General features: G+C 37.2%; 20 protein-coding genes. 12 read left to right on the forward strand and 8 right to left on the reverse strand.

Annotated features, from left to right (window positions below; all coding sequences use genetic code 11):
- Window positions 1–60: 60 nt before the first annotated feature.
- The 7 genes from BUL40_RS13140 (at window position 61) to BUL40_RS13170 (ending at window position 8,419) form a co-directional block, all read left to right on the forward strand.
- Complete coding sequence (locus BUL40_RS13140; RefSeq protein ID WP_080319617.1) at window positions 61–687, forward strand: LysE family translocator; 627 nt, start codon at window positions 61–63, stop codon at window positions 685–687.
- 16 nt (window positions 688–703) lie between these two features.
- The gene (locus BUL40_RS13145; protein ID WP_080319618.1) at window positions 704–1,573 is read left to right on the forward strand and encodes a hydroxymethylglutaryl-CoA lyase; all 870 of its coding nucleotides are present in this window, start codon (window positions 704–706) and stop codon (window positions 1,571–1,573) included.
- Window positions 1,574–1,679: 106 nt separating this feature from the next.
- Window positions 1,680–2,903 (forward strand): DUF4856 domain-containing protein, encoded by a 1,224-nt coding sequence (locus tag BUL40_RS13150; protein WP_080319619.1) that lies wholly within the window; start codon window positions 1,680–1,682, stop codon window positions 2,901–2,903.
- A 107-nt stretch (window positions 2,904–3,010) separates the two neighbouring features.
- Window positions 3,011–4,147: an imelysin family protein gene (locus BUL40_RS13155; protein ID WP_080319620.1), complete on the forward strand. Its 1,137-nt coding sequence runs from the start codon at window positions 3,011–3,013 to the stop codon at window positions 4,145–4,147.
- Window positions 4,148–5,512 (forward strand): HTTM domain-containing protein, encoded by a 1,365-nt coding sequence (locus BUL40_RS13160; protein ID WP_080319621.1) that lies wholly within the window; start codon window positions 4,148–4,150, stop codon window positions 5,510–5,512. It abuts the gene before it with no gap.
- Window positions 5,493–7,964 carry a TonB-dependent receptor domain-containing protein gene (locus tag BUL40_RS13165; RefSeq protein ID WP_080319622.1) on the forward strand — a complete coding sequence of 824 codons (2,472 nt, stop codon included), beginning with the start codon at window positions 5,493–5,495 and terminating at the stop codon, window positions 7,962–7,964. Before BUL40_RS13160 ends, BUL40_RS13165 begins: the two co-directional genes overlap by 20 nt.
- An 11-nt stretch (window positions 7,965–7,975) precedes the next feature.
- Window positions 7,976–8,419: a heme-binding domain-containing protein gene (locus BUL40_RS13170; RefSeq protein WP_080319623.1), complete on the forward strand. Its 444-nt coding sequence runs from the start codon at window positions 7,976–7,978 to the stop codon at window positions 8,417–8,419.
- Window positions 8,420–8,453: 34 nt separating this feature from the next.
- On the opposite strand, the gene BUL40_RS13175 is transcribed toward BUL40_RS13170, so the two are convergent.
- Both BUL40_RS13175 and BUL40_RS13180 read right to left on the reverse strand, forming a co-directional pair.
- Window positions 8,454–8,699, reverse strand: coding sequence for a hypothetical protein (locus tag BUL40_RS13175; protein WP_010517570.1), 246 nt, complete (start codon window positions 8,697–8,699; stop codon window positions 8,454–8,456).
- A gap of 161 nt (window positions 8,700–8,860) precedes the next feature.
- Window positions 8,861–9,214 carry a DUF6686 family protein gene (locus BUL40_RS13180; RefSeq protein ID WP_080319624.1) on the reverse strand — a complete coding sequence of 118 codons (354 nt, stop codon included), beginning with the start codon at window positions 9,212–9,214 and terminating at the stop codon, window positions 8,861–8,863.
- A 137-nt stretch (window positions 9,215–9,351) separates the two neighbouring features.
- Here BUL40_RS13180 and guaB point away from each other — a divergent pair, with 137 nt between their 5' ends.
- On the forward strand, window positions 9,352–10,824 hold the full coding sequence (gene guaB, locus BUL40_RS13185) for an IMP dehydrogenase (RefSeq protein WP_080319625.1): 1,473 nt from the start codon (window positions 9,352–9,354) through the stop codon (window positions 10,822–10,824).
- 61 nt (window positions 10,825–10,885) lie between these two features.
- On the opposite strand, the gene BUL40_RS13190 is transcribed toward guaB, so the two are convergent.
- A complete protein-coding gene (locus BUL40_RS13190) occupies window positions 10,886–11,395 on the reverse strand; it encodes a thioredoxin family protein (RefSeq protein WP_080319626.1) in 510 nt (169 codons plus the stop codon).
- A 59-nt stretch (window positions 11,396–11,454) separates the two neighbouring features.
- On the reverse strand, window positions 11,455–12,696 hold the full coding sequence (gene lysA, locus BUL40_RS13195; protein ID WP_010517576.1) for a diaminopimelate decarboxylase: 1,242 nt from the start codon (window positions 12,694–12,696) through the stop codon (window positions 11,455–11,457).
- 151 nt (window positions 12,697–12,847) lie between these two features.
- On the opposite strand from lysA, the gene BUL40_RS13200 reads away from it, so the two are divergent.
- The 4 genes from BUL40_RS13200 to BUL40_RS13215 all read left to right on the forward strand — a co-directional run bounded on the left by BUL40_RS13200 (window position 12,848) and on the right by BUL40_RS13215 (window position 16,147).
- Window positions 12,848–13,486, forward strand: coding sequence for an LON peptidase substrate-binding domain-containing protein (locus BUL40_RS13200; protein WP_080319627.1), 639 nt, complete (start codon window positions 12,848–12,850; stop codon window positions 13,484–13,486).
- A gap of 110 nt (window positions 13,487–13,596) precedes the next feature.
- Complete coding sequence (gene sucC, locus BUL40_RS13205) at window positions 13,597–14,790, forward strand: ADP-forming succinate--CoA ligase subunit beta (protein WP_010517579.1); 1,194 nt, start codon at window positions 13,597–13,599, stop codon at window positions 14,788–14,790.
- Window positions 14,791–15,194: 404 nt separating this feature from the next.
- A complete protein-coding gene (locus BUL40_RS13210) occupies window positions 15,195–15,527 on the forward strand; it encodes a hypothetical protein (RefSeq protein ID WP_010517580.1) in 333 nt (110 codons plus the stop codon).
- Between the two features lie 197 nt (window positions 15,528–15,724).
- A complete protein-coding gene (locus BUL40_RS13215; protein WP_080319628.1) occupies window positions 15,725–16,147 on the forward strand; it encodes an Hsp20/alpha crystallin family protein in 423 nt (140 codons plus the stop codon).
- A 94-nt stretch (window positions 16,148–16,241) separates the two neighbouring features.
- Here BUL40_RS13215 and uvrB read toward each other — a convergent pair whose 3' ends face one another.
- The 4 genes from uvrB to BUL40_RS13235 all read right to left on the reverse strand — a co-directional run bounded on the left by uvrB (window position 16,242) and on the right by BUL40_RS13235 (window position 22,157).
- Entirely contained in the window at window positions 16,242–18,230 is a 1,989-nt protein-coding gene (uvrB, locus tag BUL40_RS13220; RefSeq protein WP_080319629.1) for an excinuclease ABC subunit UvrB, read from the reverse strand.
- Between the two features lie 67 nt (window positions 18,231–18,297).
- Entirely contained in the window at window positions 18,298–19,131 is an 834-nt protein-coding gene (locus BUL40_RS13225) for an ABC transporter permease (protein ID WP_080319630.1), read from the reverse strand.
- On the reverse strand, window positions 19,128–20,030 hold the full coding sequence (locus BUL40_RS13230) for an ABC transporter ATP-binding protein (RefSeq protein ID WP_010517584.1): 903 nt from the start codon (window positions 20,028–20,030) through the stop codon (window positions 19,128–19,130). The genes BUL40_RS13225 and BUL40_RS13230 overlap by 4 nt, the downstream gene beginning before the upstream one ends.
- 66 nt (window positions 20,031–20,096) lie before the next feature.
- Complete coding sequence (locus BUL40_RS13235; RefSeq protein ID WP_080319631.1) at window positions 20,097–22,157, reverse strand: DUF11 domain-containing protein; 2,061 nt, start codon at window positions 22,155–22,157, stop codon at window positions 20,097–20,099.
- Window positions 22,158–22,294 lie beyond the last annotated feature (137 nt).

The raw sequence follows: 22,294 nt of genomic DNA on the forward strand, positions 1-22,294 counted from the left end.
AATAATTTTGAGTTAGTTGATAAAGCAACTTTTGTAAATTTAGCTTTTTAAAGTTTTCTATTGAATATTGAAATTTTACTAGCCTTTGCGGCTGCTACGGCTACTCTGGCAATTGCTCCAGGACCAGATAATATTTTTGTCTTGGTTCAAAGTATTACCAATGGTAAAAAGCAAGGTTTGGCCGTTGTAGCTGGTCTTATGTCTGGTTGTTTGGTACATACCACATTATTGGCTTTTGGTATATCTATTATCATAAGAGATAACCTATACTTATTTTGGATGATTAAGTTATTTGGCGCGGGTTATCTGCTTTACTTGGCTTATAAAGTATACCAAGCCAAAGCAGAGATAGTTTTGGATATAAAGGTGAACCAAACTACATCGGTTTGGCCGTTGTTCAAAAAAGGGTTTTGGATGAATGTGCTAAATCCTAAAGTAACCATATTTTTTCTAGCTTTTTTTCCAGGCTTTTTGTTCAGCGATACCCTTTCGCCCTATATTCAGTTTTACCTATTGGGTTTTTTATTTATACTGGTTTCCTCATTAATTTTTTGTGCCATAGCAATTCTTGCCGGCAGGGTAGGAGCTTATTTAAATTCTCATGCAAAAGCTGGGTTTTACCTAAAATGGATGCAAATAGTAGTATTCGTGGGCTTGGCAATCTATTTAGTAGGTACCGGTAAATAATGGTAATTTTGAAACAATGGAAAAAGAAGTGGTCAAAATTATAGAATGTCCTAGAGATGCCATGCAAGGCATAAAAACTTTTATACCAACGGCTAACAAAATAAAATATATACAATCCTTACTGGGGTGTGGTTTTGATACTTTGGATTTTGGCAGTTTTGTTTCGCCAAAGGCCATTCCACAAATGCAAGATACTGCGGCGGTTCTAGCGGGTTTAGACCTCTCTAAAACCAAAAGTAAATTGCTTTCCATAGTAGCCAATGTAAGAGGGGCAGAAGATGCCAGTGTACACCCAGAGATTACTTATCTAGGTTACCCATTTTCTATTTCAGAAAACTTTCAAATGCGTAATACCCATAAGACCATTGCACAGTCTGTAGATATTTTAAAAGCCATTTTAGATATAGCCGATAAAAGCAATAAAGAAGTGGTTACCTATATTTCTATGGGGTTTGGAAACCCGTACGGTGACCCTTGGGATGTGGATATTGTAGGTGAGTGGACAGAAAAGTTGGCAAGTATGGGAGTCAATATTTTATCACTATCAGATACTATTGGAAGTTCTGATCCAGATGTTATTTCTTATTTATTTTCTAACCTAATTCCCAAATACCCCAATGTAGAGTTTGGTGCCCACTTACATACCACCCCGGCAAAATGGCACGAAAAGGTTGCTGCGGCTTATGCTGCAGGTTGCCGAAGGTTTGATGGTGCCGTACAAGGATTTGGTGGTTGCCCAATGGCTAAAGATGAATTAACCGGTAATATGCCAACCGAAAAAATGCTCTCCTTTTTTACCGAACAAAAGGCAGAAACCAATGTAAACTGGATGGTTTTTGAAGCTGCCTATAACAAAGCCACCGAATTATTCAGCACGTATCATTAAGAAAAGTTTATTTATTTACAATAAGTCTAAATAAATTTTGCATAGTTGATGTGTCAACTATATTTTTGCAGCGATTTTTTATTTATAAGTAATCTAAATAAATTTTATGTTGAAGAAGATTGTACCTTTTGCATGTGTTATAGTAGGTTTAACATCATGTTCATTGGATGATGATGGTGACGATGTTATCATCGACGAAATTCAAATTGAAAATCCAAGCTCTTACACGTTTGAAAGAGACGGAGCCTCTACAGTTTCTTTCTCTGGCCAAACTACACGTTTACGTATGGGAGATGAACTTTTGGCTGCTATGATGGATGATTCATCTACCTTAGAAGAGCTAGGGGCAATGTATGCGCACGAAGAAGGAGCAGCAGATTTTAGTGATGCTGATTTAAATGCATCTGATAAAAACTTATTAACTAAAACGGCAGCTTCGGTAGATTACTTCTCTACTAATTCCGCAGAGCAAATAGCCATAAGAGCAGATTTTAATTCTTGGTTACAGACGCAGGTAGAAGAAGTGTTTCCTAATTGGAATACGGTTGCAACAGCAGGTGTTGCCGGGCAATTGGCAGATGGCGCATCTACCAGATATGTAAATGCTCAAGGTTTGGAAATGAACCAAGTATTCAATAAATCACTTATTGGGGCTTTAATGGTAGACCAAGCCATCAACAATTATTTAAGTCCAGATGTTTTGGATGCTGGCGACAATCCAGATAACAATGGAGCGGGCATAACAGAAGAGGGTAAAAATTATACCACTATGGAGCACAAGTGGGATGAGGCTTATGGCTATGTCTTTGGGCAGAATGCAGATGCGGCCAATCCTAATGCAGATTTAGGTGCAGATAACTTTTTAAATAAATACTTGGGTAGAGTAGAAGGCGATGCCGATTTTGCCGGTATTGCAGATGATATCTTTCAGGCTTTTAAATTGGGTAGAGCGGCAATTGTGGCAAAACAATATACGGTTCGTGACCAACAAGCTGTTATAATTCAAGATAAAATCTCTACCATTATTGGTGTACGGGCGATATACTATTTGCAACAAGCAAAGTTAGAATTGGAGAAAGAATCGCCATCTTATGGTACTGTATTTCATGACTTATCTGAAGGTTATGGTTTTATTTACAGTTTACAATTTACCAGAGATACTAGTAAAGAAGCACCATATTTTACCAAGAACCAAGTAGATGCATTATTGGCTCAATTGTTAGGCGACGGGGATAATGGTCTATGGGATGTTACCCCAGAAACCTTACAAGATATTTCCGAGACCATAGCAAATGCATTTAGTTTTAGCTTGGAAGCCGCGGCTAACTAATTGAACAAAAGCGTTAATTCTCAAAAATAATGGGGTTTTTGATAGGTGAAATATCGAGCCCCGTTTTATATTTGCACCGCTTAATTAGAATAAATAAAAATTAAGAAATGAAAAGGAAAGTTTGGTACGTGGGAGTATTGCTAGCCTCCCTATTTATTTTGGCGTGTAGTTCGGATGCTATGGATGACGGCACGCAGCAAGATGATGGCCCTGTGAACGTGAGCTTTGACCGTAGCGCTATGTTGCGCAATTGGGCAGACAATATTATCATTCCGGCCTATACCAATTTCAATACCAATTTTAATGCGGTGGTAGCTGCAAATGCTGCTTTTAAAGCAGATGTTTCGGTAAATAACCTAGTTACGTTACGTAACGCTTGGCTAAATTCTTACCAAGATTGGCAATCTATTTCTATGTTCGAAATTGGTCCGGCAGAAGATAACGATTTACGCTTAAATATTAACACTTATCCAACCGATGTTCAGGCAATATCCGAAGCTATAGCAAATGGTACATACGGTTTTGATTTACCTTCCAATAGGGATACCAAAGGATTTCCTGCTATGGATTACCTTTTAAATGGTATAGCGGCTACAGATGCGGAAATTATTGCAGTATATCAAGATACCAATTCGGGTCAAGCCCATTTGGATTTTTTAGAAGCGGTTGTGTTAGATATTCAATCTAGGGTTTCTACCGTAGCAACGGCATGGACCAGCGGATACAGAGATACGTTTGTTGCTAATGACGGTGCTTCTGCTACTGCTAGCACAGACCGCTTGGTAAACGATGTTATTTTTTATTACGAAAAATTCTTAAGGGCTGGTAAAGTAGGCATTCCTATTGGTAAGTTTACGGGAACTGCGGCCCCTAACACTTTAGAGGCCTATTACAGTCCAAAAAATAGTAAAGTTTTATTGTTGGCTAGTTTAGATGCTTTTCAAGATTTTTTTAATGGCACTCATTTTCAAGGTTCTGCAAAAGGTGAAAGTCTAGCAAGTTATTTGGTGGCCTTAAATAGCGTTAAAAATGGAGAGGAATTAGAAAATCTAATCAATGCCCAGTTAGAGAACGCTAGAGATTCTTTTGAAAGTTTAGGTGTTTTTAAAGAAGAAATAGAAAGCAGTTCTGCAAGTATAGCAGATGCATATGACCAACTGCAATTGGTAGTACCCATGTTAAAGGTAGATATGGTTTCTGCTATGAGTATTGCGGTAGATTTTGTAGATGCAGACGGTGATTAGATGATTGGTCAACTCCAAAAAAAATTAATACAACCTGTAGAGGCCGCCCCTTTGGCGGTCTTTCGTATTTTTTTTGGTGTAATGATGTTTCTAAGTATTTTGAGGTTTTGGGCCAACGGCTGGATAGAGAAACTCTACTTAGAACCAAATTTCCATTTTACCTATTACGGTTTTGAATGGGTAAAACCTTTGGGAAATTTTACTTACGTGTTATTTATAGTTTGTGCTATCACCGCTGTAATGGTAGCTGCAGGTATCAAATACCGCTTGGCAATAACGCTATTCTTCCTCAGCTTTACTTATATAGAGCTCATGGATAAAACTACTTACCTTAACCACTATTATTTTATTTCGGTATTAGCATTTGTAATGCTCTTTTTACCAGCGGAACGCTATTTTTCATGGGATGCTTATAAAAATGAAAAACTGAGAGCAAAATTTATTCCAGCGTGGAGCATTTTAGTCTTAAAACTATTATTGGGTATTGTTTATTTCTATGCGGGTTTGGCAAAGCTAAATTCAGATTGGTTGGTTAAAGCAATGCCCCTAAAAATTTGGTTGCCTTCTAAGTTTGATGTGCCGTTTATTGGTGACTTTATGGGCTTAGAATGGGTGCATTATGCATTTAGTTATACCGGTGCTTTGTATGATTTGGCTATTCCTTTTCTACTGTTTTACAAGCCAACGCGCAAATTCGCATTTATAATGGTGGTCATTTTTCATGTGTTAACTCGGGTATTATTTCCTATTGGTATGTTTCCGTACATCATGATAGTTTCTGCTTTGGTATTTTTCGATGCTAGCTTTCATCAGAAAATAATAGAATGGATTGCGAAACGACTTAAGGTTTCCATGGCCCTATTTCAAAATACAAGTGCATATCAACCTAAAGGGATAAAAGCAAAATTTGCAACTGGAGTATTGGTTATTTTTATGGCATTTCAATTGATATTCCCATGGCGTTACCTTTTGTATCCTGGCGAATTGTTTTGGACAGAAGAAGGGTATCGTTTTTCATGGCGGGTAATGCTCATGGAAAAATCGGGTTACGCGCAGTTTAAAGTGGTAGATACCAAAACCGGCAAACAATTTTATGTGGATAATTCGGACTTTTTAACCACATTTCAAGAAAAACAGATGAGTTTTCAACCGGACTTCATTCTAGAATATGCACATTATTTAAAGCAACATTTTACGGCCCAAGGTCATAAAAACATCGCCATTTATGTAGAAAGTTATGTGGCGCTAAATGGTAGGTTAAGTCAACCTTACATAAACCCAAAGGTGGACTTGACCCAAGAAAAAGAATCATTCAAACCTAAAAACTGGATATTACCTTTCAAAGATGAGATTACAGGTATTTAATACACTATTTGCACTATTTATTGCTAGTACCACTTGGGCACAGTTGACTATAACAGGTACCGTAAAAAACCAAGAAGGAGCAACTATTGCAGATGCAGAAGTGTATTTAAAAGAGTTACAAGAATTGCAGACAACAGATGACAAAGGCACATTTGCTTTTACAGACATACCTGTGGGTAAATATACCGTTTTGGTGTTTTCATTGGAATACGAGGTGTATGAGAAGGAACTAACCTTTGATCAACCTCTTTCGGTAGAAGTTATTTTGAGACCATTGCAGGCAAAACAATTATCAGAAGTGGTACTATCCCAACAACGGGAAAAAGTTTTTGCTTTGCAAAAACTAAAAACGGTAGAAGGTACCGCTATTTATGCGGGTAAAAAGAGTGAAGTGGTATTAATGGATAATTTGGTGGGTAATTTAGCAGCCAATAATCCACGGCAAATATACAACCAAGTGGTTGGGCTCAATATTTTTGATTATGGCGATGCAGGTCTACAATTAAATATTGGGGGCAGGGGTTTAGACCCTAACCGTACGGCTAATTTTAATACTAGGCAAAACGGGTATGATATTAGTGCGGACGCCTTGGGCTATCCAGAAAGTTACTATAGTCCACCAGCAGAAGCTTTGGAGCAAATACAAGTGGTGCGCGGCGCGGCCTCTTTGCAATATGGTCCGCAATTTGGGGGGCTTATAAATTTCAAGTTTAAAAAACCCAACCCCACCAAAAAAATAGAATTGATTTCTAGGCAAACCGTAGGTTCTTATGATTTATTTACCAGCTTCAATAGTTTATCCGGTACTACAGGTAAGTTAAGTTATTATACTTTTTTTAATTATAAGCAGGGAAGTAGTTTTAGGCCCAATTCTGATTTTAGTAGTCGCAATTTTCATGCACATATTGGATATCAACTGTCAGATAAAACAAAGTTAAGTGGAGAGGTTACGCTTTTGGATTATCTGGCCCAACAACCTGGCGGCCTTACCGATGCACAATTTATAGAAGATCCAACTTTTAGTAATAGAGAAAGAAACTGGTTTGATATTGACTGGAAATTATACAACTTAAAACTAGAACATAGCTTTTCTGTACAAACAGATTTTAGCCTAAGCCTTACGGGTTTGCAGGCATCGCGTAGTGCACTCGGTTTTAGGACGAATAGGGTGAGCCAGCCAGATGACCCAGAAGAACCAAGAGAGTTGTTGGTAGATGATTTTAGTAATATTGGAGCAGAGGCTCGCGTGTTGCACAGATATAAAATACAAGATAAAGATGCAGTAGCCTTATTGGGCGTTAAGTATTACCAAACTTACAACGAGCAACAACAAGGTCCTGGCTCTGCAGCGGCAAATGCCGATTTTAATTTTGCAACCGCAGAGTTTCCAGATTATGAAAGACAATCAAGTTTTACCTTTCCTAATTTAAATTTTGCGGTTTTTGGCGAACATATTTTTAACCTAAACAACAAGTTCTCTTTTACACCCGGGTTTAGATGGGAGTATATTAATACCGAAAGCAATGGAACGTATAAGAATATTGTAAAAGACTTAGCAGGCAATACCTTACTAAATGAGGAAATTGCCGATAATAGGAATTTTGAACGTAATTTCTTCTTATTAGGACTAGGACTTTCCTATAAACCCACTAATAGTCTGGAACTCTATGGTAATTTTTCAGAAAACTATAGGTCTATTACTTTTAGCGATATAAGGGTGGTAAATCCAAGCTTTCAGGTAGATCCAAATATTAGTGATGAGTCTGGTTTTACCGCAGATTTTGGCGCACGTGGTAGAATATCGGATATCTTATCTTACGATGTTAGTCTGTTTGGCTTGTATTATGATGACCGGTTAGGAGAAATACTAGAAGAGGAGACGCGTACCAACTCACAAGGCCAAGAAGTGCCAACGGGCCGTATCGTTCGTAAAAGAGGTAATATTGGTACGGCTTTTATCTATGGTTTAGAGACTTTTGCAGATGTAAATTTAAAGTCGTTGCTCAATTTTAAATCGAATAAAATTAAGCTCAACTATTTTGCCAACATGGCATTAACAGCTTCGGAATATGTAGATTCTGAAAGAATAGGGGTGGCGGGTAATGAAGTAGAATTTATTCCAGATGTGAATTTAAAAACAGGGCTAAGCTTTGGTTATGGCAATTTGTTAGGAAGTTTGCAATACACCTATTTAGGGCAACAGTTTACAGATGCCACCAATGCGGAACAAGATAGAACAGATAATCAACGAGGCATAGAGGGAACTATTCCAGCCTATGATATTTTAGATTTTTCTTTGTCCTATACCTATAAAAGATATAAGTTAGAAGCTGGTATTAATAACCTTTTAAATACTACTTATTTTACCCGTAGGGCAACAGGTTATCCCGGGCCAGGGATTATCCCAGCTGAACCCAGAACATTTTATACTACCTTGCAAATCAAAATTTAATATAACCAATCATGTTTAAAAAAATAGCTCTAGCACTTTTAGTTGTATTTATTGCCATGCAATTGTATCGACCAGATAAAAATACAGCAGAAGGAGATGTTGTAGCGGCATTTGAAGCCGAAACGATGCCTAGTGCCGCTGTTAAAACTATTTTAGAACAAAATTGTTACGACTGCCATAGTAATAACACGGTTTATCCGTGGTATGCAGAGGTAGCACCAATTTCTTATATGATTGCCAACCACGTGGATGAAGGTAAAGAACATTTTAATGTTTCTGATTGGTCTAAGTGGGATTTCAAGAAAAAAGACCATAAACTAGATGAACTCATTGAAGAAGTAGAAGAGGGGCATATGCCAGAAAGCTCGTATACTTGGTTGCACGGCAATATGTCAGAAGCAGAAGTAGAATCTCTAATAAGTTGGGCTAAAGAGGCCAGGGCCAAATTAAAATAAAGAAAAAGGGAGGTTTTACCTCCCTTTTTGTATTCTAAGCCATTGCTAAAGGTGCCCAACTAGAACAACTCATTTCGGGAGCTGCCTTTGCAGGATGTGCGCAATCAGCTGAATTAAATCTTGAGCAAGTACCACAAGTCATATTCATTTTTAAGGCCTGTTGCATGTTAAAACTATCACATGTGTGTCTTTCTGTAACCTTAGTGTGGTGTTGCGTACAGGTATGATCGTTCTGAAAATTGGTGCAATTGGCACAATTGCTTGCTAATCTTATAGGCATAACATTTCTTTTTTAAGTTTCCTTTAAAGTTAATCGCTATTAAAGGCAGAATCAATTTAAATAGTTGTTTCTGAGCAATATGTATTTAGATTGATTAAAAAAAGAAAGCGGCCAAATACCAATGCCGCTTTCTGCTAAACCTGTTAAATGAGAACAAAGGTCTAGTTATAATTTAGGATGTAATTAATGTCTGTTGATTTTAATAGTTTGTTTCTGTTAGAAGTTTCGGATAATAATTGCTTTAGCTCTTGTATCTCAGGACGGTTCATGACAATTATAAAATGGTTCTTACCTACAGAAATGGGTATTTTGCGGCCGTAGGGTGCGTTTTTTAATTGTTGCTCCCAATACAATACATCTATTTCGTACAAATACTCAATAAATGTGCGTAATTCCCATTCATACAATTCAAAACAAAGGTTATTGAAAACAAATTGAAAAAGTTTGCTTTTATGGCAATAGGTAAACCTGCCATTGGTGGTTGTATTCAATACTTGTAAAAACGGGCACTCCATAAAACAATTCTATACCCAAATATAATATTATTTATATTAAGTCTAAATAAAATTAATTAAAAACTAGTATTCTTTTCTCAAATTATTTTAGAAGGTTTTATTGTGGTATATTTGCACGCAATTAATCCGTAATTGCAATGGAATTTCACCAAAACAAAATTGTTGGCGAAGGTTTAACCTATGATGACGTACTTTTAGTACCCGCCTTCTCAGAAGTACTTCCAAGAGAAGTAGACATCACCTCAAAATTTTCTCGTAACATTTCTATCAACGTACCGGTTGTATCTGCAGCCATGGATACGGTTACCGAGTCTAAAATGGCTATTGCTATGGCCAGAGAAGGAGGTATTGGTGTGCTACACAAGAACATGACCATTGAGCAGCAAGCGCTTAAAGTAAGAAAGGTTAAAAGGGCTGAAAGCGGTATGATTTTAGATCCGGTTACCTTGCCACAAGAGGCTATTGTTAAGGATGCAAAAGCAGCTATGAAAGAACATAGCATTGGTGGTATACCAATAGTTGATGATGCGGGTAAATTAATAGGTATTGTAACCAATAGGGATTTACGCTTTGAAAAGAACAATAATAGACCAATTTCTGAAGTAATGACTTCCGCAAACTTGGTAACGGCTGGTGTTGGTACTACACTGGATCAAGCAGAAGATATTTTGCAAGAAAATAAGATTGAAAAGCTACCTGTGGTAGATGAAAATTATAAACTGGTTGGCCTTATTACGTTTAGGGATATTACCAAGTTAACACAAAAGCCTATTGCCAATAAAGACCAATATGGTAGGTTGCGTGTGGCAGCAGCTATAGGTGTTACCCCAGATGCGGTAGATAGGGCAGGTGCCTTGGTAAATGCTGGTGTAGACGCTATAATCATAGATACTGCTCATGGGCATACAAAAGGGGTGGTAAATGTGCTAAAAGAGGTAAAGAAAGCATACCCACAAATAGATGTTGTTGTAGGCAATATAGCTACTGCAGAAGCTGCTCGTTATTTGGTAGAAGCAGGTGCAGATGCGGTTAAAGTAGGTATTGGTCCAGGTTCCATATGTACTACCCGTGTGGTTGCAGGGGTTGGTTTTCCACAATTTTCGGCTGTTTTAGAAGTAGCAAGTGCTATTAAAGGTACAGGTGTGCCCGTTATTGCTGATGGTGGTATCCGTTACACCGGAGATATCCCTAAAGCCATAGCAGCTGGTGCAGATACGGTTATGTTAGGTTCTCTTTTGGCTGGTACCAAAGAATCTCCTGGAGAAACTATTATTTACGAAGGTAGAAAGTTTAAGAGCTACCGAGGAATGGGGTCTGTGGAAGCTATGAAAGAGGGAAGTAAAGACCGCTATTTCCAAGATGTGGAAGACGATATTAAAAAATTGGTTCCAGAAGGTATTGTAGGGCGTGTACCTTACAAAGGGGAGCTTATGGAAAGTATGCATCAGTTTATTGGTGGATTAAGAGCCGGTATGGGATATTGTGGGGCAAAGGATATTGCTACCCTACAAGATTCAGGAAAGTTTGTGAAAATTACATTTAGCGGTATTGCAGAAAGTCATCCACACGATGTTACTATCACAAAAGAAAGTCCTAATTACAGTAGATAGCGCTAGTTATTTTATAAAACAAAAAAGGCGACCAATTGGTCGCCTTTTTTGTTTAGGTGTTTTATTTGCCTAGGCCGGCATATGTTTTCCAATCTTTTTCTTTGTAGATGTTCTCGCCAAAATATTTAGCTATCTGCATAAACGGTTGTACTTTTTGGTAACCTGGAACAGGAGATAGCATTTTTAAATCTTTATCTAAGAACACAACGGTTGGGTAGCTTAATCTGCCTTGAAGCAAAGCTGCAGCTAGCTCATGATATCCTCTTTTACCAGAAGGAACAAACTTAAAGGTTTTACCTTCGTATTCAATAGGTTCTTTGCCTTCTGCATTAAATTTTACCATATAAAAATTCGCTTGCATATAGGCAGCTACTTCTGGGTTTTGAAAGGTGTCTTTATCCATTTTCTTGCACCATCCGCACCAGTCTGTATATACATCAATAAATACTTTTTTAGTGTTTCCTTCTATTTGGGTTAAGCTAACCGCTTCTTCAAAGCTTATCCAATTAATATCTTGGGCACTTAAACCTAAGGAGGCTAAAAAGGTAATTACAAGTAAAAGTTGCTTCATAACATTGTTTTTATCTATAGTCTATGGACTATAGTAAAACTAACGAAAATCGTACCAAATTATTTCGCAACCGCAGTTTCTTTCTTGGGCTTAAAAATATCTTTTACATCAACTTGATTTCGCAATATGTCATCAAAGGTTTCCCTTTCTCTTATTAAATGTGCTTTTCCCTCGTGCCAAAGTACTTCTGCGGGTCTGTATCTAGAGTTATAATTACTACTCATGGTAAAGCAATAAGCACCGGCATTTTTAAAGGCTAGAATATCTCCTTCGGATATTTCATTGATTCTGCGGTTACTACCAAATGTATCCGTCTCACAAATATAACCTACCACACTATAGTAACGCTCCCGTCCTTTTGGATTGGAAATGTTTACGATTTCATGAGTAGACCCATAAAGCATAGGTCTAATTAAGTGGTTAAAGCCAGAGTCTACACTCGCAAATACGGTAGAGGTTGTTTGTTTAACCACATTCACTTTTGCTAAAAATTGTCCCGCTTCACTAACCAAAAACTTACCCGGTTCAAAAGCCAAGGTTAACTCTTTGCCGTATTCTTTACAAAATTGATTGAAACGTTTGGATAATTTTTTACCCAATTCTTCCACATTCGTTTCTATATCTCCAGCCTTGTAAGGTACTTTAAAACCGCTTCCAAAGTCTATGAATTCCAAATCTTTGAAATTTTTTGCGGTCTCAAATAAAATTTCAGATGCGTACAAGAAAACATCAATATCTAAAATATCGCTACCGGTATGCATGTGTATACCGTTAATATTCATTTTGGTCAAATCAACAATACGAAGCAAATGCGGAATTTGGTGAATGCTAATTCCAAACTTAGAATCTATATGTCCTACGGAAATATTAGAATTACCGCCAGCCATAACATGCGGATTTATACGTATACAAACCGGAATATCTGGGTGTTTACTTCCAAATTGTTCTAAAATAGAAAGGTTATCAATATTTATTTGAACCCCTAAAGCGGCAGCTTCTTCTATTTCTTCCAATGAAACACCATTTGGTGTATATATGATAGACTCAGGTTTAAAACCGGCCAATAAACCTAACTTAACTTCCTGTATGGATACTGTGTCCAATCCACTGCCCAAAGAATTCATTAGGCGTAGAACAGAAATGTTTGATAATGCCTTTACGGCGTAATTTAGGCGTAAATGTGAAACAGATTTAAACGCGTTGGTAAGTCTGTTGTATTGAAAAGCTATTTTGTCAGCATCGTACACGTAAACTGGTGCACCATGTTGTTTTACTACATTTAATAAGTCGGAATTAGTCATGCTACAATTTTAAATCCAAAACTAGTCCAATTCTAGTATCAACCAAAAAAATACAACTCAATTTAAGTAAATTCAACAAAATGTTTTAAATGTAACAATCTGCTTGAATGTAAACTTTATGCTTCTTACCTTTAGGGGATAAACACAGACTATGAAATTACCGTTATTTCCACTGCGAAGTATTTTTTATCCGGGAGAGACCGTCCCGTTACACATTTTTGAAGACCGTTACAAGCAACTAATCAACGATTGTAGAGAAGAAGCAATGACTTTTGGTATTCCCGTTTTCTATAACAACACCATGACGTTTGGTACAGAAATACAACTTGTAGAGGTTGTAAACACCTATGCTGGTGGTGAAATGGATGTTGTTGGGGTAGGTAGGCAAATTTTTAAGATAGACACGTTTGCAGATAAGTTTAATGGTAGATTGTATCCAGGAGGAGAGGTAACTTTTCTAGATATGGAAAACGATGCAGACCTACATGCTAGACGTGTGGTTTACCGTAAAATACAAGAATTGTACGATTTAATGGAGATAGAGTTTCCGGAGAAACCATTAGACAAGTTCAATAGTTACGCTTTTGCCCACAAAATGGGGTTATCTTTTGAGCAAGAGTTCAATTTGTTACAAATTGCAAAAGAGAGTGATCGTTTACATTTTTTAAATCGGCATTTAGATGAGACTATTGCAGTGTTGCATAAGCTAAAACGCACACGTGGCGCTATTGAAATGAACGGGCATTTTAGAAATTTTGACCCATTAGATTTCGGGGATTTTAAAATATAATTCGTTTTTTTACGCGCAAAACAATAAGTTATTTCAAATAATCCACAGAAATTATAAATTAAAGTAGTGGTTTGTTATTTTTGTGAACTAAAATTTAACAGGATATACCTATGAACCTTCATGAATACCAAGGCAAAGAGATATTAGCAAGTTTTGGAGTAAGGATACAACGCGGAATTGTTGCACACAATGCAAAAGAAGCTGTAGATGCTGCCAAACAACTAACCCAAGAAACAGGCACAGGATGGCATGTTATCAAAGCCCAGGTCCACGCAGGTGGCCGTGGTAAAGGTGGTGGTGTAAAGTTGGCCAAAAACCTTAAAGAGGTAGAAGAATTGGCAGGTAACATTATTGGAATGAATTTGGTTACTCCACAAACCTCTGCTGAGGGTAAAAAAGTACACCAAGTATTAGTTGCAGAAGATGTGTATTATCCTGGTGATAGTGAAACAAGTGAATTTTACGTTTCCGTTCTTTTAAACAGAGGTACTGGTAGAAATATGATCATGTACTCTACAGAAGGAGGAATGGATATTGAAGAAGTTGCGGAAAAAACACCACACCTAATTTTTACGGAAGAGATAGACCCGGCAACCGGTCTTTTACCATTCCAAGCCAGAAAAGTTGCCTTTAATCTAGGTTTGTCTGGTACCGCATTTAAAGAAATGGTGAAGTTTATTTCTGCACTATATAAAGCGTACGTGGAAAGTGATTCTAGTATGTTTGAAATTAATCCGGTACTTAAAACGTCTGATGATAAGATCATGGCTGTAGATGCCAAGGTTACTATTGATGATAATGCTTTGTATCGTAGAAAGAATTATGCTGAAATGCGCGACCTAAGGGAGGAAAACCCAATTGAGGTTGAAGCCAAAGCCGTAGGTCTAAATTATGTAGATTTAGATGGTAACGTAGGTTGTATGGTAAACGGAGCTGGTTTGGCCATGGCAACTATGGATTTGATTAAAATGGCTGGGGGTGAACCTGCAAACTTTTTGGACGTAGGTGGTACTGCAGATGCAAAAAGAGTAGAGGAGGCTTTCAGGATTATTTTAAAAGACCCTAACGTAAAGGCTATCCTTATCAATATTTTTGGTGGTATTGTACGTTGTGATCGTGTTGCCCAAGGTGTTGTAGATGCCTATAAAAATATGGGAGATGCCATCCAGGTTCCAATTATCGTGCGTTTGCAAGGAACCAATGCAGAACTGGCCAAAGAGATTATAGATAATTCTGGTCTTGCGGTACACTCTGCCGTACAGTTTCAAGAAGCTGCGGATAAAGTTAAAGAAGTATTGGCATAAGCCTTACCAATTATAAATTCAAAGGGGTAATGTTTTCGTAACATTACCCCTTTTTTATTTTCATTACGTTCTAGCTTTAAAACTAAATTCTACTAACTCTTGAATGTGTTTTGATGGTTATAATGTGTTAAATAGTGTAAACCTTTTACCATAATCTTAAAGGGTTTGTCTCCTGCAAATTTTACCATAAAGTTTAGGCAATCGTTATCAAATTTAATCTTGTATTAAATGAAGCGGCAACTCTTTTTTTAAAATATGGTCTACGCTAATTTTGACCTGTGAATAACGATAAGGGGTGGAATGCAAAAATTGTGTTAAAGGGCAATTTAACTGTAACATTATCATTTTTGCGCCGTCTTTATAGCATATTCATCAATTAATCAATTAATAAAAACGAATTTATCATGAGAAAAGTTAGTTTATTCTTCGCAACAGCAATGTTATTTGCAGTAACCAGTTTATCTGCCAACACTACAGAGCCAATTAGTTTGGCCAAACAATTATCTAACGAAATTCACCAGATGTTAGATTTAAACAATTTTAATATTGAAAATGACCTAACGGCCAACGTAAAGTTCACCATAAATCAAGACGGTGAAATTGTAGTGTTATCCGTAGATACTACTGACGATAGTTTAGAAAGATTTGTAAAAAGCAGGCTAAACTACCAAAAAGTGAAGGCAGAAGATGTAAAGGAAGGTAGGTATTACACCGTTCCTGTTCGTATTGCGGCGTAAAAAACTGTAATTATTTGAGTTAGCTAGAAAATCCTGATTTGTTCAGGATTTTTTTGTGTCTTATTAGGAACCAAAAATCATTAAAAGTGACAAAAAGGCAGTGTTTTGCTGATAAAATCAGTCGAAATGACAGTATAATTCAATTGGTTTAATATTTGACTAGTAGTAAGTGTATTTGAAATTTAAAATGTAAAACCATGAGTTTAGTAAAAAGAAATAATTTGATGTTACCTAATTTAATGACCGAGTTTTTTACTCCAGATTGGTTTGGAGGTATGGAAACCTATAAGAATGTTCCAGCGGTCAATATTATAGAAAATGATAAAGACTTTGCATTGGAACTAGCCTTACCAGGTTTTGTAAAGGAGGATTTTAATATTGAAGTAGACAACGATGTTTTGACCATTTCTTCTGAAGTGGAAAGAGAAACGGAGGCTAAAGAGGACAATTATACCAGAAGGGAATTTAGAAAAGCTTCTTTTAAAAGAGCATTTACGTTGCCAGAAACCGTTAATACGGATACTATAAATGCTGCGTATGAAAATGGTATTTTACGATTGACTTTACCTAAGAAAGAAGAGTCCTTGCCAAAACCAAAACGGTTAATTCAAATAGGATAAAAATTTTGTGTTACACCAACTAAAGGTGTTTCATGATGGTTGGTTTGTTTAGTTGGTTAGTTTGGAAAAGCCCTGCATTTGCAGGGCTTTTCTTTTATTCTTTTTCTTGTAATACTTTAATCTCATCCCGTAATTTGGCCGCTTCCATAAAATTAAGTTCTCTGGCCGCCTTTTCCATGGCTTTTCTCTTTTCTCGAATCAATTTGTCTTTTTGATCAGGAGTTAAATAGTCCAAATCTGGTTCGGCAGCTCTCATGGCTTCCTTCTCAAAATGATATGTTGAGACAGAGTTTTTAGCTAGAACATTATCCAAGCTTTTGTTCAATGCCTTTGGCGTTATGTTGTTTGCGGTATTGTAGTTTATTTGCTTCTCTCTACGGTAGTTGGTTTCGTCTATGGTTTTTTGCATGCTTTCTGTTATTTTATCCGCATACATTATGGCCTTGCCATTAAGGTTTCTAGCGGCCCTACCAACTGTTTGGGTAAGAGAACGGTTGCTTCTTAAAAACCCTTCTTTGTCTGCATCTAAAATGGCAACCAATGATACTTCTGGTAAATCCAAGCCTTCTCGCAATAGGTTTACTCCCACCAAAACATCGAACAAACCTTTTCTCAAATCTTGCATTATTTCTACTCGCTCAAGGGTATCCACATCACTATGTATATACCTACAGCGTACATCTATTCGTGTTAAGTACTTGGTTAATTCTTCTGCCATACGTTTGGTCAAAGTAGTTACCAGCGTACGTTCATCTAACTCTATACGAGATTGAATTTCCTCGATTAAATCGTCTATTTGATTTTCACTTGGCCTAACTTCTATAATGGGATCTAAGAGTCCGGTTGGGCGTATAATCTGTTCTACATAAACACCTTCGCTTAATTCCAATTCATAATCTGCCGGTGTGGCGCTAACATAAAGCGTTTGGTTCTGTAAGGCTTGAAATTCTTCGAACTTCAAAGGTCTATTGTCCAGGGCAGCAGGCAATCTAAAGCCATATTCCACTAAATTCTCTTTTCTGGAGCGGTCACCACCATACATAGCATGTACCTGGGGTATGGTAACGTGGCTTTCATCTATTACCATTAAATAATCCTCCGGAAAATAATCTAACAAGCAAAAGGGCCTAGTACCCGGTTTTCTACCATCTAAATACCTAGAATAGTTTTCTATACCGGAGCAATAGCCCAATTCACGAATCATTTCTAAATCAAAATTGGTACGCTCCTCTAAACGTTTGGCTTCTAATGGTCTCCCAATTTCCTTAAAATAATCTATTTGCTTTACCAAATCATCTTGAATTTCCCGTATGGCGTTTTGTAATACGTCCGGAGAGGTTACAAACATGTTGGCCGGATATATGTTTAACGATTCGTAGATTTCCAGAACCGTATTGTTATGTGGGTCTAAGGCTTCTATTTCTTCAATTTCATCTCCAAAAAAATGGATTCTAAAAGCATGGTCTGCATAACCGGGAAATACATCTACTACATCACCCTTAACCCTAAAATTTCCGTTTCTAAAATCGGCCGTGGTCCTAGCATAAAGACTTTGTACCAATTGCTTAAGAAATTTAGTTCTAGAAATTACTTGGTCCCTGTGTATGGTTATTACGTTTTTTTGGAATTCTATTGGGTTGCCAATCCCGTATAAACAGGATACGGAGGCTACTACAAGTACGTCTCTACGGCCAGATAGGAGAGATGAAGTAGTACTTAACCTTAGTTTTTCTATATCCTCATTTATGGATAAATCCTTTTCTATGTAGGTACCGCTTGTGGGTATGTATGCTTCTGGCTGATAATAGTCATAGTAAGACACAAAATATTCAACCGCGTTGTTTGGAAAAAACTGCTTAAACTCTGAGTACAGCTGTGCGGCCAAGGTTTTATTATGTGCCAAAACCAAAGTAGGTTTTTGTACCTCTACCACTACATTGGCCACAGTAAACGTTTTACCGGAACCCGTAACGCCTAATAGGGTTTGATGCGGGTCTCCGGATGCTATACCTTTTACCAATTGTTTTATTGCTTGCGGCTGATCGCCGGTGGGCTTAAATTCGGATACTACGTTGAATTTCATACCGTAAAGATACGAAGGGTCTTGGTACTAGTATTCTAACTAAATGTTAGCATTTAAGTTTTTATGATTATAAATCTCTTTTCTTTAGAAGTGCATAAGATCCGTAGATAAAAATTCCAGTCCATACCATTACAATTAGTACCTCGTGAAAATAAACGTGGTAATCTAATTTAAACGATTCGCCAACTTGGTTAGCAACGTTTTGTACGGCACTTAAACGTGTAAAGGGTTCTTTAATTAAGTTGAACATGGAATTTAATGGGAAAAAGCCCATGACAAAATCAGTTCCAGTACCATCTAATAGTTTCCAACGGATTAAACCTCTTACAATTCCTTCTAAAATTTGCCATAAGAAAAGAAACCCCAATGCAAAAGCAGAGCGCTTTACCAAGATGCCCAAGAACAAACAAAAACTGAAAAAGCCAACTAACTTTATAAAGAAAGCCAATAAAAACTCCAAATCTGAGAAGATAATAGAAAATTCATTGTAATCTGAATAGGCTAAACCTAAAATAAGGGAGACCACAAAAACAAAAATTGTGGATATGGCCGCAAAAGTAAGTACGGTCAAAAATTTAGATAGAATAAATTCTTTCTTGGAAAGCCCATCTATTAAATTCTGTTTTATGGTTTTGTTGCTATACTCATTGGCCATCATTGAGACAATAACAATTGCCAAGAACAACTTAAAGAAGGCGGTAATAAACGTATTAAAGTGCCAGATATAAGGGAAGTTAAATATGCCTTGTTCCGCTAGGTGAAATTTAATTGGACCAATATCAAATTTTATGGCCGCAACTAGCGCAATTGATGTTAACAAAACAAAGTAAGATAAGATTAGCACCTTGCTAGCCCTATTGTTCCATAATTTTATAAATTCTATTTGTAATAAGCGTATCATGATTGGCGGTTTTTGGTTAGGGTTAAAAATTGTTCTTCTAGACTTTCTTTACGTTTAACCAAATGGGAAAGCAGAATGCCTTGATCCATGACCAGCTTATTTAGTTCGCCAGCATCTAATTCTTCTTTTAAATAGGCCGTAAGTAGCCCGTTAAACTCCTCTATTTTTCCAAAACTGGCATGTTTTTCCAAAAAGGTTTTCAACTGTATTTGGTCATTGGCGGCCAAAACAAAGTAACCATGACTAGCTAATAGGCCGTCTACAGGGCCAGCATAGAGTTTTACGCCTTTTCTTAGAATAACAACATGGCTACAAACTTTTTCTACCTCATCCAAAAGATGGGATGCCAATAAAATTGTAGTGCCTTGATTCGCAATTTTTTTGATTATTTCTCTAATTTGATGTATCCCTTCTGGATCCAAGCCGTTGGTGGGTTCATCTAAGATGAGAATTTCAGGGTCATTAAGTAGGGCAGAGGCTATAGCCAAACGTTGCTTCATACCCAAAGAATAGGTTCTAAACTTACTATTTTTACGCTCTAAAAGACCTACTAGGGCCAGTTTCTCTTCTATTTTTTCTTCTGAAACTTCTTTGATTTTACAGACTAACCTCAAATTTTGAATTGCTGTCATGTATGGATAGAAGTTGGGCCGTTCTATTATGGCACCTACTTTTTTTAGGGCTTCATGGGTAGAAGTTTCTCCATTAAACCAACTAAAAGATCCACTGGTCTTATTTACTACATTTAAAATTATGCCCAATGTGGTAGATTTTCCGCTACCATTTGGACCTAGAATGCCATAAACATTACCTTTTTCTATGCTGAAAGAAAGGTCGTTTACCGCTACTAAGGGGCCAAATTTTTTGGTAAGGTTGGTAACCGTAAGAATTGTATTCAAAACTCGTTTTATTTTGATTGATTGTACCTACTTGACGAGTCCTGATTAAAATTGTTACAAAACTTTTTAACTTTTGTTTACCCTTACAGTAATTCGTCTATTGGTAATTACCGTTTGTGGAGCTTGAAAGTTTACAGTTATGGTTTCTGATGGGTCATCTGTAGTAATATTTGCGTCTACTTGGTCTTGCGCATTACTAATGGTATTGGTGTATGTTGCCGTTTGGGTATAAATGTCTGGTAAGGACACTTTTGTTAGTAATGTCAAGGTTTCCAAATCACCGCTATTCATAGTACCTATGTTCCAATTAGGATAATTAAAGCTTCCTTTAGTTTGGCTAGCGGACAATAAGCTTATGCCATCTGGTAATACGTCTGTTAAAACTACATTGGTTATAGGATCTCTACCTAAACTCTCTACGGTAATGGTAAAGGTTACGTTGTTACCATTGCCTACCGTGTTTTGATTGGCCGTTTTCCTAATCACTACATCCGGGTCACAATAATAAGCTTGTAAGGGTTGGCTATCGTATGTACAGCCCCCTTTGGTTACCCTTACAAAATAATCGCCAGCTCTAGTAGGGGTATAGGTAGATGCGTTGGCTCCTGCTATTAACAAACCATTTTCAAACCATTGATAATCGTCAAAATTCGCATCCACTACTTCAACCTGGGCGGTAGGTAGGCAACCACCACCAGTAACTTGCAAATCTACTTCTGGTACCGTATCAAAACCAGAAAAATATCCTGCAATACCACGTGCTCCATTAAATCCAATGAAACCTACCGCGATTGGTCCAGTTGAGTTTACACTTACGTTCCCAGTTAAATTGGGTACATAAAATGTTTTCCAAAGACCTGTTCCCGTAACGGTATTTGCAGGGGGTAATGCTACATTACCATTACCATCCGTAACCGTTATGTTGGCATCTGGTGTAGATGTTGAAGCTATTATGGTAACACCGCCGGTAACCGTAACGCCTGCTGCGTTTCTTATGTCTGGAATGTTGTCCATGGTATCTGGAAGTAGACAGTTTACGGGTGCAACAAAATTTAAGCCTTGTGTATATGCAGCGGTAGAACCGCCCATACATTGGTATGCATATGCATCTTTTGAGGTTGTAACATACATGTTGGCCCCTACCGTATTAGAAGAATAATTTGAACTAGGAATTTCAAAAAACTCTCCGTTGTTAATAGTGGCAATAGGCGTGGTAGCCCCATTAACGTAAATGGCCGTATTGTTTTGGGTTGCAATGATTAAGGGGAACTCGGTCCAGCCATTGGCGTTTCCGTTACCTCGTATAAAAACATATTCTTTGCCCAATCTGTTTTCTGGTACAGGTTGGTCAATACCAGCATCTCTATTACTGTTATTTGCTTGTCTACCATAGTTCATAGAACCATTGCTAATGACAATATCTTTATCAGCAACTATGGAAGCACCTATCCAACCTTCGCTTTGGGCCAAAGAAAAATTGTTTCCTAAATAGGCTTCAAAAACAAAAGATTCATTTGCGTTTAATGTAATTTGATAAGAATCATTGGTTAGGGCAGAAACGTTATTTCCAGATCTAAAAACACAATTTGGATCATAACCAAAAACATCGATTGTAGTATTATCTTCAGTGGCCATAATACCCAAGGTATTTGATTTTGATGGATGTGTACCTAAATTGGGAACCCCACCCCATTTAAACTGTGTTCCCATTGCCGTACGGCCTTTAGAGGTTAACGATGCTGCTTGGGAACCAGATCTACCCCTATAGTTTACATAAAAACGTTCGCCTCCGGTAGATTCAAAACGAAGTCCAGCGTCTGTAATGACTATACCGGTATGGGCATTGTCTACCAAGGTTATATTATTGTCACCATTGGCCAAATTATACACTGCTGGTGCCGTATTTGATATGGTAAAGGAAGTTAATATTGCAGGATTAGTACCCCTATACACATTAACTGTAAATGGGGTGGTTTCTGGTGTGGATAAATGAATAGCTTGTTGTTGTATAGCTTGATTATTCTGTCCTTGCTTCAATGGCGGTAAATAATGCAAATCACTTAACTGAGCGTTGCCAATTGCCGCACACAATAACAATACTGTAAATAGTATTTTTTGAAAATTCATTTTTAGTTTGTTCTATACATTTCAAAAAAACAAATACCAAGGTGAAAAATCAATTTTTAGTTGTAAAGGAAGGGTAAATAGTGGTTAACGAATAAAAAAAAGGCAATCTTTTAAGATTGCCCTTACTATCTGTTATT

Origin of the sequence: Croceivirga radicis, assembly GCF_002072105.2 — a bacterium.
Classification (GTDB): domain Bacteria; phylum Bacteroidota; class Bacteroidia; order Flavobacteriales; family Flavobacteriaceae; genus Croceivirga; species Croceivirga radicis.

What these genes read in the sequence shown, in the direction of transcription:
- BUL40_RS13145 (WP_080319618.1), top strand. Translation starts at nt 704, where the DNA reads ATGGAAAAAGAAGTGGTCAAAATTATAGAATGTCCTAGAGATGCCATG.
- BUL40_RS13150 (WP_080319619.1), top strand. Translation starts at nt 1,680, where the DNA reads ATGTTGAAGAAGATTGTACCTTTTGCATGTGTTATAGTAGGTTTAACA.
- BUL40_RS13155 (WP_080319620.1), top strand. Translation starts at nt 3,011, where the DNA reads ATGAAAAGGAAAGTTTGGTACGTGGGAGTATTGCTAGCCTCCCTATTT.
- BUL40_RS13160 (WP_080319621.1), top strand. Translation starts at nt 4,148, where the DNA reads ATGATTGGTCAACTCCAAAAAAAATTAATACAACCTGTAGAGGCCGCC.
- BUL40_RS13165 (WP_080319622.1), top strand. Translation starts at nt 5,493, where the DNA reads ATGAGATTACAGGTATTTAATACACTATTTGCACTATTTATTGCTAGT.
- BUL40_RS13170 (WP_080319623.1), top strand. Translation starts at nt 7,976, where the DNA reads ATGTTTAAAAAAATAGCTCTAGCACTTTTAGTTGTATTTATTGCCATG.
- BUL40_RS13175 (WP_010517570.1), bottom strand. Translation starts at nt 8,699, where the DNA reads ATGCCTATAAGATTAGCAAGCAATTGTGCCAATTGCACCAATTTTCAG.
- BUL40_RS13180 (WP_080319624.1), bottom strand. Translation starts at nt 9,214, where the DNA reads ATGGAGTGCCCGTTTTTACAAGTATTGAATACAACCACCAATGGCAGG.
- guaB (WP_080319625.1), top strand. Translation starts at nt 9,352, where the DNA reads ATGGAATTTCACCAAAACAAAATTGTTGGCGAAGGTTTAACCTATGAT.
- BUL40_RS13190 (WP_080319626.1), bottom strand. Translation starts at nt 11,395, where the DNA reads ATGAAGCAACTTTTACTTGTAATTACCTTTTTAGCCTCCTTAGGTTTA.
- lysA (WP_010517576.1), bottom strand. Translation starts at nt 12,696, where the DNA reads ATGACTAATTCCGACTTATTAAATGTAGTAAAACAACATGGTGCACCA.
- BUL40_RS13200 (WP_080319627.1), top strand. Translation starts at nt 12,848, where the DNA reads ATGAAATTACCGTTATTTCCACTGCGAAGTATTTTTTATCCGGGAGAG.
- sucC (WP_010517579.1), top strand. Translation starts at nt 13,597, where the DNA reads ATGAACCTTCATGAATACCAAGGCAAAGAGATATTAGCAAGTTTTGGA.
- BUL40_RS13210 (WP_010517580.1), top strand. Translation starts at nt 15,195, where the DNA reads ATGAGAAAAGTTAGTTTATTCTTCGCAACAGCAATGTTATTTGCAGTA.
- BUL40_RS13215 (WP_080319628.1), top strand. Translation starts at nt 15,725, where the DNA reads ATGAGTTTAGTAAAAAGAAATAATTTGATGTTACCTAATTTAATGACC.
- uvrB (WP_080319629.1), bottom strand. Translation starts at nt 18,230, where the DNA reads ATGAAATTCAACGTAGTATCCGAATTTAAGCCCACCGGCGATCAGCCG.
- BUL40_RS13225 (WP_080319630.1), bottom strand. Translation starts at nt 19,131, where the DNA reads ATGATACGCTTATTACAAATAGAATTTATAAAATTATGGAACAATAGG.
- BUL40_RS13235 (WP_080319631.1), bottom strand. Translation starts at nt 22,157, where the DNA reads ATGAATTTTCAAAAAATACTATTTACAGTATTGTTATTGTGTGCGGCA.